This is a genomic window from Dysgonomonas sp. UBA7630, from assembly GCF_002483985.1.
Taxonomy (GTDB): Bacteria; Bacteroidota; Bacteroidia; order Bacteroidales; family Dysgonomonadaceae; genus Dysgonomonas.
In genome coordinates, this window is record NZ_DLIY01000020.1 from 68,769 (window position 1) to 87,222 (window position 18,454).

Annotated in this window: 11 protein-coding genes; all 11 read left to right on the forward strand. The window is 38.9% G+C overall.

Features of this window, described 5'->3' with window-relative positions; all coding sequences use genetic code 11:
* The first annotated feature begins 214 nt into the window (after positions 1 to 214).
* Positions 215 to 1,093, forward strand: coding sequence for an AraC family transcriptional regulator (locus B3P17_RS08745; RefSeq protein ID WP_135104944.1), 879 nt, complete (start codon positions 215 to 217; stop codon positions 1,091 to 1,093).
* Between the two features lie 331 nt (positions 1,094 to 1,424).
* Positions 1,425 to 4,604 (forward strand): SusC/RagA family TonB-linked outer membrane protein, encoded by a 3,180-nt coding sequence (locus tag B3P17_RS08750; RefSeq protein WP_252636904.1) that lies wholly within the window; start codon positions 1,425 to 1,427, stop codon positions 4,602 to 4,604.
* Between the two features lie 16 nt (positions 4,605 to 4,620).
* Complete coding sequence (locus tag B3P17_RS08755) at positions 4,621 to 6,315, forward strand: RagB/SusD family nutrient uptake outer membrane protein (RefSeq protein ID WP_291105121.1); 1,695 nt, start codon at positions 4,621 to 4,623, stop codon at positions 6,313 to 6,315.
* Positions 6,316 to 6,335: 20 nt separating this feature from the next.
* Entirely contained in the window at positions 6,336 to 7,595 is a 1,260-nt protein-coding gene (locus B3P17_RS08760; RefSeq protein WP_252636901.1) for a glycan-binding surface protein, read from the forward strand.
* Between the two features lie 22 nt (positions 7,596 to 7,617).
* On the forward strand, positions 7,618 to 9,558 hold the full coding sequence (locus tag B3P17_RS08765) for an IPT/TIG domain-containing protein (protein ID WP_252636900.1): 1,941 nt from the start codon (positions 7,618 to 7,620) through the stop codon (positions 9,556 to 9,558).
* 65 nt (positions 9,559 to 9,623) lie between these two features.
* The gene (locus B3P17_RS08770) at positions 9,624 to 11,282 is read left to right on the forward strand and encodes a glycosyl hydrolase (protein ID WP_252636899.1); all 1,659 of its coding nucleotides are present in this window, start codon (positions 9,624 to 9,626) and stop codon (positions 11,280 to 11,282) included.
* 70 nt (positions 11,283 to 11,352) lie between these two features.
* Positions 11,353 to 12,324, forward strand: a complete 972-nt coding sequence (locus B3P17_RS08775) for a glycoside hydrolase family 5 protein (protein WP_252636898.1) — start codon at positions 11,353 to 11,355, stop codon at positions 12,322 to 12,324.
* A 244-nt stretch (positions 12,325 to 12,568) separates the two neighbouring features.
* A complete protein-coding gene (locus tag B3P17_RS08780; protein ID WP_252636897.1) occupies positions 12,569 to 14,338 on the forward strand; it encodes an acetylxylan esterase in 1,770 nt (589 codons plus the stop codon).
* Between the two features lie 2 nt (positions 14,339 to 14,340).
* Positions 14,341 to 15,636 carry a glycoside hydrolase 5 family protein gene (locus B3P17_RS08785; RefSeq protein WP_291105128.1) on the forward strand — a complete coding sequence of 432 codons (1,296 nt, stop codon included), beginning with the start codon at positions 14,341 to 14,343 and terminating at the stop codon, positions 15,634 to 15,636.
* A gap of 70 nt (positions 15,637 to 15,706) precedes the next feature.
* Positions 15,707 to 16,879, forward strand: coding sequence for a glycosidase (locus B3P17_RS08790; RefSeq protein ID WP_252636895.1), 1,173 nt, complete (start codon positions 15,707 to 15,709; stop codon positions 16,877 to 16,879).
* A gap of 142 nt (positions 16,880 to 17,021) precedes the next feature.
* Entirely contained in the window at positions 17,022 to 18,452 is a 1,431-nt protein-coding gene (locus B3P17_RS08795) for an MFS transporter (RefSeq protein WP_252636894.1), read from the forward strand.
* The last annotated feature ends 2 nt before the right edge of the window (positions 18,453 to 18,454 follow it).

Sequence of the window (18,454 nt, forward strand, 5' to 3'; positions counted from 1 at the left end):
TACGATTGGTTCAATTAATTAGTTTGTTTAAATGTTTTCAATATTGTGTAGGATAAATATAATAAAAAAAATACAAATTGCAATTTTTTATATTTTATTTAATATTCTGTATGTTGCATTATGTTGTGTTATATTTTTTGCATAAATATATTTGTTTTTTCGGAAACAATGTTTTCTTTTGAGAAAAATATGAATATTATAACATTAAAATACAATGAAAGACTCAATATTGAGAGAGGTCACTCCTCTATCGCAAAGGGACTGTTTCATGATTTTTTCGCGTATAAAACAGCATTTTACATTTCCTATTCATGTCCATGCCGAGTTTGAGCTGAATTTTATAGAAAATGGGGCGGGAGCAAGACGGGTAGTCGGCGATAGTATAGAGGAGATTGACGATTTAGAACTAACCTTAATCACCGGCTCTAGTCTCGAACATGGTTGGCTCGATCATAAATGTCAGTCGAAAGAGATAAAGGAAATAACAATTCAGTTTCATGGAGACCTTCTGAATGAACAGCTTTTGCAGAAAAATCAATTCAGGTCGGTAAAAGAGATGTTTGAGAAAGCCATCTATGGGGTTACCTTTTCGAAGGAGACCATAAAGCAAATAAAAGACAGGCTATATTCTCTTGCTTCCGAACATGAGGGAGCTCATTCTGTTTTAAATCTGTTTGGTATCCTATCCGATTTGTCTTTATCGCCTATGCGCGAATTATCCAGCCGATCGTTTAATGAACATACGCAAAATTATGATAGCAGGCGAATAGAACGTGCTTACAATCATATGTTGGAAAATTATAGTAAAGAAGTCCGGCTTTCCGATGTCGCAAATTTGGTCGGGATGACCGAAGTTGCTTTCAGCCGTTTTATAAAACAGCGTACAGGACGTAATTTTATAGACTCGTTAAATGACATACGCTTAGGACATGCTACGCGTATGCTGGTTGATACTACCCATAGTGTTGCTGAGATTAGTATTGTGTGCGGGTTTAACAATCTTTCGAACTTTAATCGTATATTCAAAAAGAAAAAAGGATGTACTCCACGCGAATTTAGAGAAAATTATAAAGAGTCTAAGTTTTTTGTGTGATAATACTTTTTTGTCAATTTGTGATATTTTTTTGATTTCTACCTAATGCTTTTTCTATATATGTCGGCTGAAAAATATTATTATTATCTATTGTGAATAACTCTTGTATATATAATATATACCTTATAATTAGATGTTAAAGTAGATTCTGAGCTTGCTAGTCAAAGAGTCTACTTTTTGTTTTTGATAATAAAGTATTACTATGTGATAATATAGTATTTGTTATATTTTATTATCATAAATATATTTGTATTACGCTAAGAAGCAATATGAGAATAAAGCAAATCTAACCGTGTAAAAATATTACTAATCATTATCGAAGCCTTAAATTATGAGAAAAATCCTTTTTTTATTGCTCCTGATATGTATGGTTCCATGTGCTATGTATGCGCAGAGCTATCAAATTTCAGGGAAGGTAACAGATGCTAAAGACGGCTCACCGATGCCGGGTGTGACAGTTCAAACACAGACCAAAGTCGGTGTGATGACTGACTTTGACGGAAATTATACTATAAAAGCGAATAAGGGCGATGTCCTTACATATTCTTTTATAGGTATGACGCCCCAATCAGTAAAAGTAGAATCAGATAAACCTATTAATGTTGCCCTTCAGGAAGACAATGTGGCTTTGGAAGAAGTCGTTGTTGTTGGTTATGGTACAATGAAGAAAAGTGACCTGACGGGTTCTGTTAGTAGCTTATCGGCAGACAGGCTTAAAGAGTCCGTTATCACAAACCTCGACCAGGCGCTCCAAGGGCGTGTGGCCGGAGTACAGGTTGCTTCCAACTCGGGAGCACCGGGAGCAGCTACCTCGATACGTATTCGTGGTGCTTCTTCTATTAATTTGACAAATGAACCTCTGTATGTGATTGACGGAGTGCCAATGAGTGGTGCCGGTTCATCTACAGTCGGTTTTTCTTGGTCGGGAGGTTCTAACGGTCAAAACGTAGTGAACCCATTATCAGCTATTGCTCCAAGCGATATCCTATCTATAGATGTATTGAAGGATGCGTCCGCAGCTGCAATTTACGGGTCTGCCGGAGCTAACGGGGTTGTGATCGTTACAACTAAAAGAGGAAACAAAGGGCGTACAAATATTACGTACGATGGAAGTATTTCTCTTCAATCTCCTATCGATAAATTAGATATGATGAACCTCCGTCAGTATGGAACTTACCAACAACAGCTTTACAATGAAGGTTTCTTGCCGAATGTTGATCAGGCTTACCTTGATCCTTCTTTGTTGGGCAAAGGTACAAACTGGCAAGATGCCGTAATGGATAATGCATGGATGCAAAACCATAGCCTTTCCCTAAATGGAGGAACAGATAAAACTCAATATCTGGCATCTATAAGTTATACAAATCAAGACGGTATATTACTAAATTCAGATTTCGAGCGATTTACCGGTAGGGTGAATGTTGATAATGAATTTAATAAATATATAAAGGTCGGAGCATCTCTTTCCTATTCACGGACAGATGAATCTATTATCAATAACGATGGTATCAATGGTGTGGTAATGCAAGCTGCATTAATGTCGCCGGCAGTTCCTGTTTATGACTTTGATGGAAATTATGCAGGACCTGAGACCGTAAATGGGTCTTCGATATACAATCCTGTGGCATTGACCAAAGATCAGATCAATACCTTGCGCCGCGAGAGGATTATAGCTAATATCTATGGGCAGTTTACTCTCAATCAATATCTTAATTTTCGTTCAGAAGTGGGTATTGATGGCTCCAATAGTACAAATAAGGGATTCAAGCCAAGTTATGAATATGGCCAGTTGAAGAATACCAATATAATGATTATGCAAAACGAAGCGCATAGCTTATATTGGAACTGGATGAACTATGCTACATACAATCAGACTTTTGATAAACACAGCATTAACTTCATGGCCGGAACAGAAGCTTCTAAGTCATCATGGGAAAGCCTGCAATTACAAAAAGATCAATTGTCTTCAAATGATATTCATGTGATTGGCTCTGATGGTAAGTTTGTGGCAAGTAGCGGTTCTAAAGATGCTCAGTCGAAGGTTTCTGTATTTGGTCGTGCAAACTATAATTTTGACAATCGTTATTTATTGACGGCTACATTACGTGCTGATGGTTCTTCTAAGTTTGGAGCAAACCATCGTTGGGGATACTTCCCTTCATTTTCAACCGCATGGCGTGTTTCCAGCGAGAAATTTATGGAAAATACGCAAGACTGGCTGTCGAATTTGAAATTGCGTTTAAGCTATGGTATGAATGGTAATGATAACTTACCTACCTATCGTTATGGATCTACTATGCAAGCTTTTCAAACAGTGTTTGGTACAGCATATCGTATGACAAATAATGCTAACCCTGACCTAAAATGGGAAGCTTCGGTACAGTATAATGCAGGTGTTGATTTAGGGTTGTTTAATAATCGTATAAGTTTAGTTGTAGACTTATATCATAAAACAACAAAAGACTTGTTACTTCAGCCATCTGTATCGCCTGTTCTGGGTGGATCTGGTTGGACAGATATTCAAACTCCTTATATGAATATCGGAAAAGTGGATAATAAGGGGATAGACATATCATTGAATACACACAATATAGCAGGTAAAGATTTTAACTGGACTTCAGCCTTATCATTCTCTTTGAACCGCAATAAAGTAAAAGAACTGGATGACTTAGGTACACCTTTTTATGGAAGGTTAGACTGGTATGCAGCTTTCCAAACAGTATCGATGATTTCGGTAGGACAACCTATCGGTGTATTTTATGGATACAAAACCGACGGACTTTATAAAGATGCGGAAGACTTGAGAAATTCAGCGAAGCCCGAAGGTGTAGAGATTCATCGCACTACCGGAGCTTGGGTTGGTGATGTTAAGTTTAAAGATCTCAGCGGACCGAATGGTGTTCCTGATGGCATCATCAACGAATATGACCAAACGGTTATTGGAGATCCTAATCCCGACTTTACTTTTGGTTTTTCTAATACGTTTAACTACAAAGATTGGGAACTAGGCATTGGCCTCACTGGATCGGTAGGAGGTGATATCTTGAACTATGTACGTGTAAAGACAGAAGGTGTGATGTCTCAGTGGGACAATCAGTCGACCACAGTACTCAATCGTGCACAATTGGGATACGTTAACGGAAATAACTATGATGTGTCAAATGTAGATAATAGCTATATAATCAATCCAAATGCAACACTGCCTCGTTGGAGTGGCAATGATATCAATGGTAACAACCGTATGAGTGATCGTTGGATAGAAGATGGAAGCTATTTACGCATTCAGAATATATCATTAGCATATAACCTGCCAAAGATTTGGTTGAAGAAGACAGGCATATCTAATTGTAAACTTTATTTCAACGTTCAGAATGTGTATACGTTTACAGGTTATTCAGGTTTAGATCCTGAAATTGGTTCTTACAACCAGCAGGCAGGTCTTTCTAACGTGGATATGGGACGTTATCCATCACCTCGTGTATTTACTTTAGGTGCAAATGTTACTTTCTAATTTTAAAGATAAAAACATGAAGAATATTAAAAATATAATCAAATCAATTTGTCTTTCATCCATTATCCTGGGTGCTACATCTTGTAATGATTTCTTGACTATAGTTCCTGAGTCAGAGCAGGTGCTGGAGACATATTACACATCAGAGTCTGCCGTTAATGCCAACTCTGCCTCTCTGTATGCTGCGTTTGTCTGGCAAGACTTTGGAATGAATTTTATGTGGATGGCAGGAGATGAGCTTGCCGGAGACCTTTATTATACTTACGATCAGGAAGGTCAATTTTATTATATGACTTTTCAGAATGGAAATTCCTTCCTTACTCAGGGTTGGAATGGACTTTACCGTGTGGTTTCGTACTGTAACAATGTTATCAATGGTATGCCTGCGGCAGCAAGATCTAATGGAGTTTCGGAAACGGTAATAAATCGTGCTCTTGGCGAGGCTCGTTGTATTCGTGCTATTGCTTATTATTGGTTAACAGAGTATTGGCAAGATGTTCCGATTATAACAAATAATAATATCTCCGGAGGTCAGGTGATTCGCCATAAGCAAGCAAGTGTTTACGAATTTATCCGTCAGGATCTCGAATTTGCTAAAGACAATCTTCCTTCAACTCCATTTCAGACCGGTAGATGCTCAAAATATACAGCTATAGGTATGTTGGCAAAGCTTCATCTAACGATGGCTTCTCACCTTTCTGATGCATCATCATCCGATAATTTTGCCAAAGCTAAATCTTACGCAGCTGAGGTAATTAATGATAGTGGGCTGAAATTATATTCAGACCTTTCTACAATGTTTTATCCAAAAGGAAACAACTCTTCAGAGTCTTTGTTTGCTATACAATGTACAAACGATGGTTATGGATACGGTAACGGACGCAATGTCTCTTTGTCTCGTAATGCATTGATAACTTTAGGTTCATCTTGGGGAGCAGGTAAGGGGCCGACTCTTAGTTTGCAAGAAGCTTTTGATTCGAATGATGCCCGTCGTTATTATACATACATGCGCAACGGTGACAGTTACTCAAATTTGGGTGGCGGTGGATATACTTATCATAATTTTTCGCAAGATGAGTCTACCGAAACATCAAATGGTATGTTGGCACATGTAAGGAAATATGTAATCGGAGCTAATTCCGATTGTGACGGAGTTGCAGGAACATCCAATCAGGATGCAGGTAATAATATTTATTTACTCCGTTTGGCAGATGTATATCTGTGTTATGTTGAGGCATGTATCGGCTCGGGTACATCTACTACCGACGCTTTGGCATTGACCGTATATGATAAGGTACGTGAACGTGCCGGATTTTCTACAAAAGCCACTTCTATTACTTACGATCAGTTGATCAAAGAACGTCGTGTCGAATTTGCTCTTGAAGGTGTCAACTTCCTTGACATTAAACGGATGAGCTATAGGGATATGAATAAGGCTCTTTCTTATTTGAATGGAATGAAGCGTGAACGTCAATATATTTCTAATGGTAGTTATACATGGCAAGAACGTAATGCCAGCAATGCACATCACGGAGGGTTTACTCCTCTCGATCCGAGCGATGATTCTTCGGGTAAAGGTTCTATATTCTATCTTGATAAAAATGTAGGAACTATAACTATTACAGAAAAAAATCTTGTGTTGCCTGTTCCTGCGGAAACAGTAACAAAGACACCAAGTATAACTCAGGAACCGGTTGATTATGCATTTTAACTTTTAAGTAAGACTAGATTATGAAAAAATATATTTTAAATATAGCTATTGTATTACTTGCTCTTGTCTCATTCAATTCGTGCTCGGATGATGACGATAAAGGCGGCTCGGGAGGAGGTACTCCGGTCGTTAGATACATACGACCATGCGACGCAACTATTTCTGATTCTTTATTGACAAGCGGATATTTGGGTACTCAGATTGCCATTATTGGAGAAAACTTGTCGAAAGTTAATAAGGTTTATTTTAATGATCAGAAAGCCAAGTTAAACCCGAATTTTGTGACGGACAATACTATTATTGTTAATATACCTTCAGGTATTCCTGGAGAGAAGCAAGATTTGATTAAGTTATATACAAATAATGACTCTTGCTATTATACTTTCGAAACAAAAGTTCCTGCACCTGCACCTAAATCCATGACATGTGAATATGTTGATGATGGCAATGTTGCTTATATTCATGGTCTTTATTTTATTCATGAAGACGCCAACCCTTTGACTGTAACTTTTGAAGGAGGATTGCAAGGTGAGGTTGTGAGCCATGATTTAGATAATATAGCAGTAAAAGTTCCTGTAGGTGCTAAGCCCGGACCTGTAAAAGTTACATCTGTATATGGTACAACTGAAAGTCCATTCTATTTTAGAGATTATAGAAATATCATTCTAGATTTTGATACAAAGTTTGCTGATGGTGGATATCATCATGGATGGCATGCCGGATCAGGATATAGTACTGACGGTGGATTAACAGGTTGTGGACAGTATCTGATATTTACAGGAGAAATGGATGATGACAAATGGGATGATAGCAAATTTGGTTATGAACGCTGGACATATCGTACTACCGATCCTGATTTCTTTGATGCAGGTGCCCTTGATAAATATGTTTTAAAATTTGAGGTAAATATACCTGACGTATGGTCTGCTGCTGCTCTTCAAATTATTTTTACAGGAGCTTCAGATGTTTGGATGAATTGGCAGGAAGGTGGTCCTACCGGTGGTAACCCTAATAATGCTTATTTGTCAAATAGTAATTATCCTCGGGCATTGTGGATTCCATGGGCAGATACAGGCACTTATGTAAGTAATGGTTGGGTTACGGTAACCATACCAATGACAGATTTTAAATATAGCAAAGATGGTACTAACCTGAATAAGGTAAATGCTGCAGGACATTACTCCGGTATTACATTATTTGTTAATGGAGGAGGAGTAACGGGTACACCTTGTAACCCTACATTCCATATTGATAATGTACGTGTTGTTAAAGCTCAATGATAATTGCTAAAATTATAAGAATATGATATTGAATAATATATATGGTAAAGTCGTTTTAGTAATGCTGGTAATTTTTGCAGTTACATTCTCGGCATGTTCTAACGATGATGACAATGGTTCGGGCGCTGTGGTTCTTGAAGCTTTTGGCCCAAGTCCGGCTCTACGTGGTAGCGAGCTTACCTTTATAGGGAAAAACCTTGATAAAGTAACAAGTGTAATTCTTCCCGAAGGTATTGAGGTTACTGATATAGAAGTGGTAAGTAAAGAAAAAATAAAGATTACCATTCCTCAGGATGCTAAAGAAGGCTATGTTAAACTTGTTGCTTCAGGTTTAGAAATAACTACCAAAACGTTGCTTAAATATACAGAGCCTATATCTATTACGAAGTTTGCACCATCTCCTGTCAAGGCAGGTCAGACTCTAACAATAGAAGGTGATTATCTGAATTTGATTCAGAAAGTAGTCTTTTCTGATAATGTGGAAGTATCTTATAAAGATTTTTTGACATGGGAGCGTAAAAAGATTGAAGTCGTTGTTCCTCGCGAAGCACAGACCGGTATTATTATTTTGGCTGACACAGCTGCTATTCCGGTGGAATTGAAATCAGAAACAGAATTGCAAGTAGTTCTCCCTTCTGTAGAAAAGGTATTGGATCTTACAAATAAAAAACCCGGAGATGTAGTTTCTACAATAGGTCAGAATCTTGATCTGGTAGAGTCAGTACAGCTTCCTGATGGAGCGCCTGTGGCTCATGCAATAAAAGATGACGTATTGGCATTTACTCTGCCTGAAGGTATCACCGATGGCGCTATTGTAATGGTTGCTTACTCGGGCGTGCATGTAGCTATAGCTAATATAGGTGTCGCTGTGCCAACGGATTTGGTGGCTACTCCTGCTACAGGCATAAAGGATGGTAGTGTCATTTCGATCAAAGGGGTTAATATGGATTTGGTTACTACAGCATTATTCCCAGGAGTATCAGAGGCTGTAACACCTATATCGAAGAGTGCAACGGAAATAAAAGTAACTACTCCAACTAATGCCAAAACAGGAGATCTTATTCTAAATACCGCTAGTGGAAAAACTGTATCAGTAAAAATTACTACGTTAAAACCTGAGATATTGTCATACAATCCATCTTCTGTCGCTGCTGGTAATGAATTTACAATAAAAGGTAAGAATCTAGATCTTGTTACATCTGTAACATTTGGAGGAAACAAAGTTGTTGAAGTTACTCCAACATCTTCTACTGACTTGGTGATAAAAGCCCCGGTAGATGCAGAGACAGGAGAACTGACATTAACAATGAAAAATGGAGAGACTGTAAAGGGCTCCGTTTTGACAGTGACTAAACCAGACTTCTGTTATATACCTGTTCTTCCGGGTTCAGATGAGGAAATCAAGTCGGGTACTATTTTGAAAGTAGATGTTCAGAATGCGGATAAACTGACCAATGTGCAGGTAAACGGAAATAATACACAGTATATTTTGCAAGGTTCTACTCTTAGTATACTTGTTCCAAGTAATGCTAATGGAAATACAGCATTTAAGCTGATCTCATCTAACGGAGAAGTGACTTATACAATACGTATTATCTCTTCGGGGATAGTAGAAACTGTGATAATGAATGAAACACGTGACCTTGGATCTTGGGCGGGTGAAGGTGCTGGAGGTGCATTTCGTCTGTATAAGGAATCTTTTGATGGAATAAAAGCCGGAGCAATACTTAAATTCTATTTTACAGTTACCGGATATGGACAATTGCAGATTAATAATGCAAACTGGGCAACGTGGGATACACCTGTATTTACTGATACAAGTTTAACATATTATGAGATGGAATTAACTCAACCATTCCTTGACAATATATTAGGAGCTAACGATGGTTGGTCAACTACAGCAATTATTATTCAAGGAGAGCATCTTGTTATTTCTAAGGTTTCTATTATAACTGGTCGGTAATATTTAAATAAAGGCTTGCCTAATCTGAATTTACATTAGGCAAGCTCTTTACAAAAAGATATATTATGAAAAAAATAGCACTAAATATTTTTTATATCCTATTGGGGGTTATCCTAATGACTGCCTGTACCGATATAGATGATCCGGTTATCGGCGATCCGGGCATTCCCCAATTAGCAAGTAGTACACCTGCTGATGGAACAACAGATTTGCCTGAAGGTGACATAACTATTGTTCTGAATTATGATCAGAATATATTCTGTCCTAAAGCCGGACACGAAAAGATTACTTTAGAGGGGGCTACTATAACGGATGTTTCATTCAAGTTAAGCCAGGTAACGATTAAAGCTACCGGATTGGAAAAAGGAAAGACTTACAAACTAGTTGTACCTGCAGGTGTTGTACTTGGACCTACTTATAAAGAAGCACCCGAAACAACCATCAGCTTTACAACGAAGGCCGATCCTGTTATAACAGCTACGCTTTGTAATCCGAATGCTACAGCTCAGGCAAAGAAGGTGTATCAGTTTTTGGTAGAAAGCTATAAACAAAAAGTTATCTCCGGTACAATGGCTAATGTAAACTGGAATGTAGAAGAGGCAGAAGCTGTTCATACACTTACAGGAAAATACCCGGCATTAAATACTTTCGATTATGTGCATCTGCCATATTCTCCTAGCAACTGGATTGACTATAGCGATATTTCGCCTGTAAAAAACTGGTGGGATGCAGGTGGATTGGTTTCTATTATGTGGCATTGGAATGTTCCCGTATCGGCTAGGTTATGGAATGGTAATGTAGCTATGCCTTCCGATTGGTCGGGCAATGTACAGCTTACTGATGCGTCAGCTCTTGAGGGGTTTGCATCAGCGAAGGTTAACGACATTATCCGTGTTGCAATCAAAGACGTGGCATCAGGAGCTCAAGGCTCACTAAAAGGTAGCGACTGGGGACAGATTGCCGATGGTTACGAATATTTTTCTATCAGCGGCGATTATTATGAGATGAAAATAACAGATGCTATCCTAACTAAATTAAAGTCTTCGGGTCTTATCATAAGCGGACATGATTACACTGTAACAGCTGTTTATCTGATACCTGCCGATTCAAATGGAGATTATGCTTTTTACAAAGCTGATACATACTTCGATGCAGCCAAGGCTACAGTTGAAGGAACACGCGAAAATGAAGTCTTTAAGGCCGATCTTGCAAAGGTAGCTACTTCATTAAAACAATTGCAATCGGAAGGGATTGCTGTGATCTGGCGTCCATTCCACGAAGCTGCCGGCGGTTGGTTCTGGTGGGGTAAAGATGCTGATTCTTGCAAAAAACTTTGGATTGCCATGTTCGACTATTTCAAATCGCAGGGTGTAAACAACCTGATCTGGGTGTGGACAAGCGAGTCTGACGATAGTAGCTGGTATCCGGGCGATGAGTATGTAGATATCATTGGTCGTGATTTATATAGTAAGAATACAAGCGATTGTGTATCTATATACCAATCGGAGTTTGCTCGCTATGGGCATAAGGTGATTGCCCTTTCCGAATGTGGAACAGTTGGCCTTCTATCCGAACAATGGAGTGCGGGGGCACGCTGGGCCTGGTTTATGCCATGGTATGGAAAAGCTGATAGCGGTAGCAAACATGCTACTGACGAATGGTGGAAAGATGCAATGAAGCAAACTTATGTGATTACTCGTGACCAGGTTCCGAGCATAAAATAATATAAGAATGAATATTAACTCTCTCCTTGTTTTAGGGCAAGGAGAGTTTTTTCACAAAATATAGAGAGTTATGATTAAGAATTTTTACAAGGCTTACATTCTACTGTTTTTCCTGTTTGTCGGATGTAGCGGAGACAATGCAGATCAGATAATTGCTCAGACTTTTGTAGAGCAGCATGGTCAACTTTCAGTAAAAGGTACTTCATTGGTAGATAAGGACGGCAAGACAATAGCTCTCAAGGGGGTAAGCTTTGGGTGGCATAATTGGTGGCCGCGCTTCTATAATGAGTCTACTGTAGCATGGCTCAAATCGGATTGGAATTGTAATCTGGTGCGTGCAGCAATCGGGGTTGAACCCGAAGGAGCATACATAACCAACCCTCAAAAAGCGAACGAATGCCTCGATAACGTTGTTGATGCGGCTATCGAAAATGGAATGTATGTTATTGTAGACTGGCATAGTCATGGGATAAAGACACAGGAAGCCAAGGAATTTTTTACAAGGACTGCCAATAAATACAAAGGCTACCCGAATATAATATACGAAATATTCAATGAGCCGGTAGAAGATTCTTGGGAAACAGTAAAAGCATACTCGGAAGAAATAATTAAAACGATTCGAGCGATAGATACTAAGAACGTAATATTGGTAGGTACACCTCATTGGGATCAGGATATACATCTGGCTGCAGATAATCCGATCGAAGGATATGATAATATCATGTATACACTACATTTCTATGCTGCAACACATAAGCAATATTTACGTGATAGGGCTGATTATGCCATTGGAAAAGGACTTCCGATTTTTGTGTCGGAGTGTGCAGGAATGGAAGCATCGGGTGATGGTGCTATAAACAAAACAGAATGGAACAATTGGTTGAACTGGATGAAACAACATCAGATAAGTTGGGTTGCATGGTCTATCGCAGATAAAAACGAAACATGTTCGATGATTAAAGATTCTACATCTCCTGCTACCGGCTGGAAGGATACCGATTTGAAAGAATGGGGTAAAATAGTAAAGGCCGCACTACAGTAAAAAGAACAGTGAGTTGTAACGAAAGATTAAAAAAGTATTATTCTTTGTATGGATGTCGGTATTCTCCATACTGTCTATTGAATATTCTTATTTATATGTCTAATAAGCGAATAATGTTTAGTTTGTAGGCGCTGTAAAATGCCCAAAAAAGTATTATAATTGATTAAAAAAGTATTTGTAATAAGATGCCGACAATTATAAATTTGTACTATCTATCATTAAATAGAATCATAGCTAAAGGACCATGAAAAAATATACCATATATTTCTTATCCGTAATCACTTTCTTTCTTGTTTTATCCTGCAAGCAAGCGGTAAAAGAAAATCTCGACCCGATCGTTTCCGAATCATTTTCTGCCGATTGGAAATTTCATGCCGGAGAAGGAGTCGATAGTCTTTGGATGAATGTAGACTACAATGATACTGCATGGCAAGAAGTGTTGTCGTCTAAATCCTTAAAAGATCAAAACATCAATTTAGATAACGGCTTTGGTTGGTATCGTAAAAGAATACAAATGTCGGATGTCTTAGTCAATGCCATAAAGAATAAAGGTGGAATTATGCTTCATCTCGGACGTTTGGCTGCTACCGATGAGGTTTACTTTAATGGTAAGCTTGTAGGTAAAACGGGCGAATTTCCGCAAGACTATAGAGGCTACTTTGACAATGAACGAAACTATTTTGTTCCCGAAGAAGATATTGATCTTACAGGAGAAAATCTGATTGCGATTAAGTTTCATGATGGTTGGAATGTCGGTGGCTTCCTCCAAGGGGCTGCTCTATCGATCTCTACCGCTGAAACAAAAGATAAATTAGCCTTAAATGTTCAGGTGGCGGACTCCGATTATATATTTATGGCTCCTAGTCCTGTTCAAATAAAGGTAAATATCGATAATAAGAACAAATGGGCAGTACAAGGACGATTGATGGTAACGCTCACAACAGACGATTATCAACCGCTAAAGGCTGACTCTATGGATATAGAAATAGACGGAAAAGCTTCAATATCCAAGTTCTTTAGCTTCGATAATCCAAATCCCGGGTTTTACAGATATACCGTCCAGTTCAGACGCAACGATACAATAGCCTGTGAGAAAAAGTTTAATGTCGGCTTCGAACCCGAAAAGATTAACTCGCCTCTCGATGCAAAAGATGATTTTAAAGCATTTTGGGATAACAACTTGAAAGAGCTTGCAAAAGTTGCGCCGGATTATAAATTGACACTTGTTCCCCAGTATTCGAAAATAGATTACGATGTCTATTTGGTTGAAATGCGTTCTTTTGGTAATGAGCTGATAAGAGGATATTATGCTAAGCCTAAAAGAGAAGGTAAGCATCCCGTGATTGTAGAATATATGGGGTATGGTTCACAACCTTATCCTCCAAATCAGTGGTGGGATGGATTTGCATACTTTGTTTTATCGATCAGAGGACAAGCATTAAATCAGCCCACAAATCGTTTTGGAACATGGATTACATACGGGCTCGATAATAAAGATAATTATTATTATCGAGGGGCATTCTTAGATGTAGTAAGGGCACTTGATTTTGTTTGCAGCCGACCAGAGATAGACGCCGAAAAGATTGCTGTAAGAGGAGGTAGTCAAGGTGGTGCACTTTCATTTGTGGCTGCGGCTCTCGACAAACGCGTAAAAGTAGCAGCACCCAGTATTCCTTTCTTATCCGATTACCCTGATTATTTCAAAATAGCGCCTTGGCCTAAAAGCGATTTTGATAATTATATGACAACACATCCCGAGGCTAAATGGGAAGACGTTTATTCACTTCTTACTTATTTTGATATCAAGAATCTGGCTCAGTGGATTGAATGTCCTCTTATTATGGGGATTGGAGTTCAGGATAATGTTTGCCCGCCTCACATAAATTTTGCGGCTTACAATCAGGTAAAATCTGAAAAACGCTGGATGGCATTCCCTGAGTTTGCTCACAGTGTTGGCAAAGAGTATAATGATGCTTCGAAAGCATTTATCAAAGAAAAATTAAACGTAAAATAATAATGAAGAAACTAATTCTTTTTACGATCACAGTTCTAAGTCTTTTTTCTTGTAACAGTAAGAAAAGTACAACCATGTCGGAATCTGCTTTTGTAAAACAAAAAGATGGTCACTTTGTAATAGGCGACAATCCGTATTATTTTATTGGTACAAACTACTGGTATGGCGCAATATTAGGCTCTACCGGAGAAGGAGGAAACCGTGAACGCTTGTTGAAAGAACTCGACTTCATGAAAGAAAATGGTATCAATAACTTGCGTGTACTAGTCGGTGCAGATGGTGTTGCCGGACAAGCTGTAAAAGTGAGGCCAACGTTGCAAACAGCACCCGGTGTATACAACGATACTATCTTCGATGGACTAGACTTCTTCATGGCAGAGTTGGGAAAACGCAATATGCATGCTGTTCTCTACCTAAATAATAGCTGGGAGTGGAGTGGCGGTTATGGTCAGTACCTCGAATGGTCAGGAAAAAGAAATGTTCCCGAAAAAGGAGTTTATGACTGGCCTGTATTTGTTAAGCATGTGGCACAATATGCCGATTGCGACAGTTGCCATACAATGTTTCTCAATCATGTAAAGCATGTCGTTTCTCGTACAAATAAATATACAGGAAAAAAATATACCGAAGATACAGCACTTATGTCGTGGCAGGTGGGAAACGAGCCGCGTGTGTTTAGTGACGAAGGTAAACCTGCTTTTAAGAAATGGCTCAAAGAAACAACAGCATTGATACGTTCCCTAGACTCTAATCATCTAATATCTATCGGAAACGAAGGACTTATGGGTTCGGAAGGAGATATGAATCTTTATGAAGAGATACATGCAGATCCGAATGTCGATTATCTGACAATACATATTTGGCCTAAAAACTGGAGTTGGATCGATATAACCAAGATTAAAGAATCGGTAGATACGGCAATCGTGAGAACAGATGAATATATCTCTGAGCATTTGGCTGTGGCAAAAAAACTGAATAAGCCGATGACAATCGAAGAGTTTGGCTTTCCTCGCGACAATCATAAATATACCTTGGATGATCCTGTTACAGCCCGTGATAAATACTATGCCAATATCTTTGAATACATAGTAACAGCTTCTAAGGATAAAGGAAATATCGCAGGTTGTAATTTCTGGGCATGGGGTGGATTGGGACGTCCGGCGCATGAATTTTGGAAACCGTGGGACGACTATGTAGGAGATCCGGCGCAAGAAGAGCAAGGTTTGAACTCTGTGTTTGATACAGATTCAACAATCAAATTAATAAAAGAATATGCAGATAAGTTAAATACTAAATAGAAGCTAAAACACAAATTATAAAGTAATTCTAATAAAACAGAATCAGGTTGAACCTCTTAAAAATCAAGTGATGAGCAACATTTTCAATACACGTCTTAACGCTGTTACAGCAGAATACGAGAATTTAGTTACATTAAAAAATGAACCAATATTACCGGGAAATGGTATTTTCGAACGATATAAAAATCCTGTATTAACAGCCGGTCATGCTCCTGTCTTCTGGCGTTATGATCTCAATCCCCAAACCAACCCTTATTTTATGGAACGTTTTGGAATAAACGGAACATTCAATGCCGGAGCAATCAAGTGGAATGGGAAATATATAATGGCTGTACGTGTAGAAGGCAATGATCGTAAATCGTTCTTTGCAATAGCCGAAAGTCCGAATGGTATAGATAATTTCCGCTTTTGGGATTATCCTATTGCTATGCCTGAAACAGAGAACCCTGATACAAATGTTTACGATATGCGCCTTACCGCTCACCAAGATGGGTGGGTTTATGGTGTGTTCTGTTCCGAAAGGAAAGACCCGAAAGCGCCAGCCGGAGATTTGTCTTCAGCTGTAGCTGCAGCAGGTATTGCGCGTACAAAAGATCTGATCAATTGGGAGCGTCTGCCTGATCTGAAAACAAAGAGTCAGCAGCGTAATGTTGTTTTACATCCCGAATTTGTAAACGGAAAATATGCACTTTATACACGCCCTCAAGACGGATTTATCGATGCCGGTAGTGGTGGCGGAATCGGTTGGGCACTGATAGATGATATTGCCAATGCAGAGGTAAAAGAAGAAAAAATAATCAATTTCCGTTATTATCATACCATCAAGGAATTGAAAAATGGAGAAGGGCCACATCCTATAAAAACATCAAAAGGTTGGCTTCACCTTGCACATGGAGTGCGTGCCTGTGCTGCGGGATTAAGATATGTATTGTATCTTTACATGACTGACTTGGAGCAGCCCGATAAGTTGATAGCAGAACCTGCAGGACACTTAATGGCTCCGATAGATGAAGAAAGGGTAGGAGACGTGTCTAATGTATTATTTACGAATGGTTGGATAGCGGACGACGATGGTACGGTATATCTGTATTATGCTTCTTGCGACACACGTATGCATGTGGCAGTATCTTCTGTAGATCGCTTGGTTGATTACTGTTTCAATACAGCGCCAGACGGCTATCGTTCGGCTACATCGGTACAGACATTGTCGGCTTTGATTAAGAAAAATCTAGAATTAAAATAATAATACTAAATGTTTCGAGGGTATTTTTCACTATCTTTTTGTCATGCCGGATGTAATGGAGAACTTCCGGTTTGTTCGGCGTGACAAAGAGGATAACACTTTGATAGAGTGATCTTACTTTTGAAACAACCTATTATCCACCATGAAAACAACAACAGTTACTTTAAAAGAGAAAATCGGCTACGGATTTGGAGATATGGCCTCTTCCATGTTTTGGAAGATATTCGGCATGTACTCTTTGTTCTTTTACACAGATGTTTTTGGTATAACAGCAGCAGCGGCAGGAACTATGTTTCTGGTTGCCCGCCTGTGGGATTCGGTATTTGACTTATTCGTTGGTATAGCTGCCGACCGTACTAAGACCCGTTGGGGAAGATATCGCCCATATTTACTTTGGTTTGCTGTGCCATTCTCCGTAATGGGAGTTATAACATTCTTTGTTCCCGATTTCGGATCAACAGGGAAACTCGTTTATGCTTATATCACTTATTCCCTGATGATGATTGTATACTCACTGATAAATGTGCCTTATGCTTCATTATTGGGTGTGATGTCATCTAATCCGCAAGAACGGAATATTCTTTCTTCGTACCGTATGTCGTTTGCTTTTATTGGTAGTTTTATAACCTTTATGTTGTTGCAGCCATTGGTTGATATGTTTGCTAGTCTCGAGGGCAAAGCGGCTGTAGATGTTACGAAAGCGGTAACCGAAACATCTGTAAGTACATCTCCTATTGGTTGGACGTTAGCCGTAGCTTCTATTGGGGTGTTATGTACTATTCTGTTCATCTTTTGTTTCAGATGGACGCGCGAACGTGTAGAACCTGTTAATGAAGATGAAAATACTTCTGTAAAGCAGGATTTAAAAAATCTGTTTCATAATGCGCCTTGGTGGATATTGGTAGGCACAGGGCTTGCTGCTTTGTTGTTTAATGCTGTTCGCGATGGTGTAGCCATTTACTATTTTAGAGACTACGTACAGTTTGCATATAAAATGCCGGTTACAGGTTGGGATATGACGACTATTTACTTTCTTGTTGGTCAGGCTGCCAATCTTGTAGGTGTTATTCTAGCTCCTGTTTTATCCTCCAAATACGGAAAAAAAAGAACATATATGTTGGCTATGGCGGGAGCCGCAGCGTTAAGTGTAGTGTTCTATTTTATACCTAATGAGTTAGGCTGGATATTATTGCTACAAACATTAATATCTCTTTGTGCAGGTTATGTTCTACCTCTTCTTTGGAGCATGTTTGCTGATATTGTAGATTATCAGGAACTGAAAACGAACCGTCGTGCTTCAGGGCTGATTTTCTCATCGTCTTCTATGTCCCAAAAATTAGGCTGGGCATTAGGTGCAGCTCTTACCGGATGGATTTTATCCATATTCAAATACAATCCGCATATTGCTCAGCAAAGTATGGATACTATTTTTGGAGAGCGACTTATGATAAGTATCCTTCCTGCTATTTGTTGTATTATTGCTTTCCTTGGAATGATGGCTTATCCCCTTTCTGAAAAGAAAGTAAAAGAAATAACTGCCGAACTGGATGCTAAACGTGCCCAAAAAGATTGATC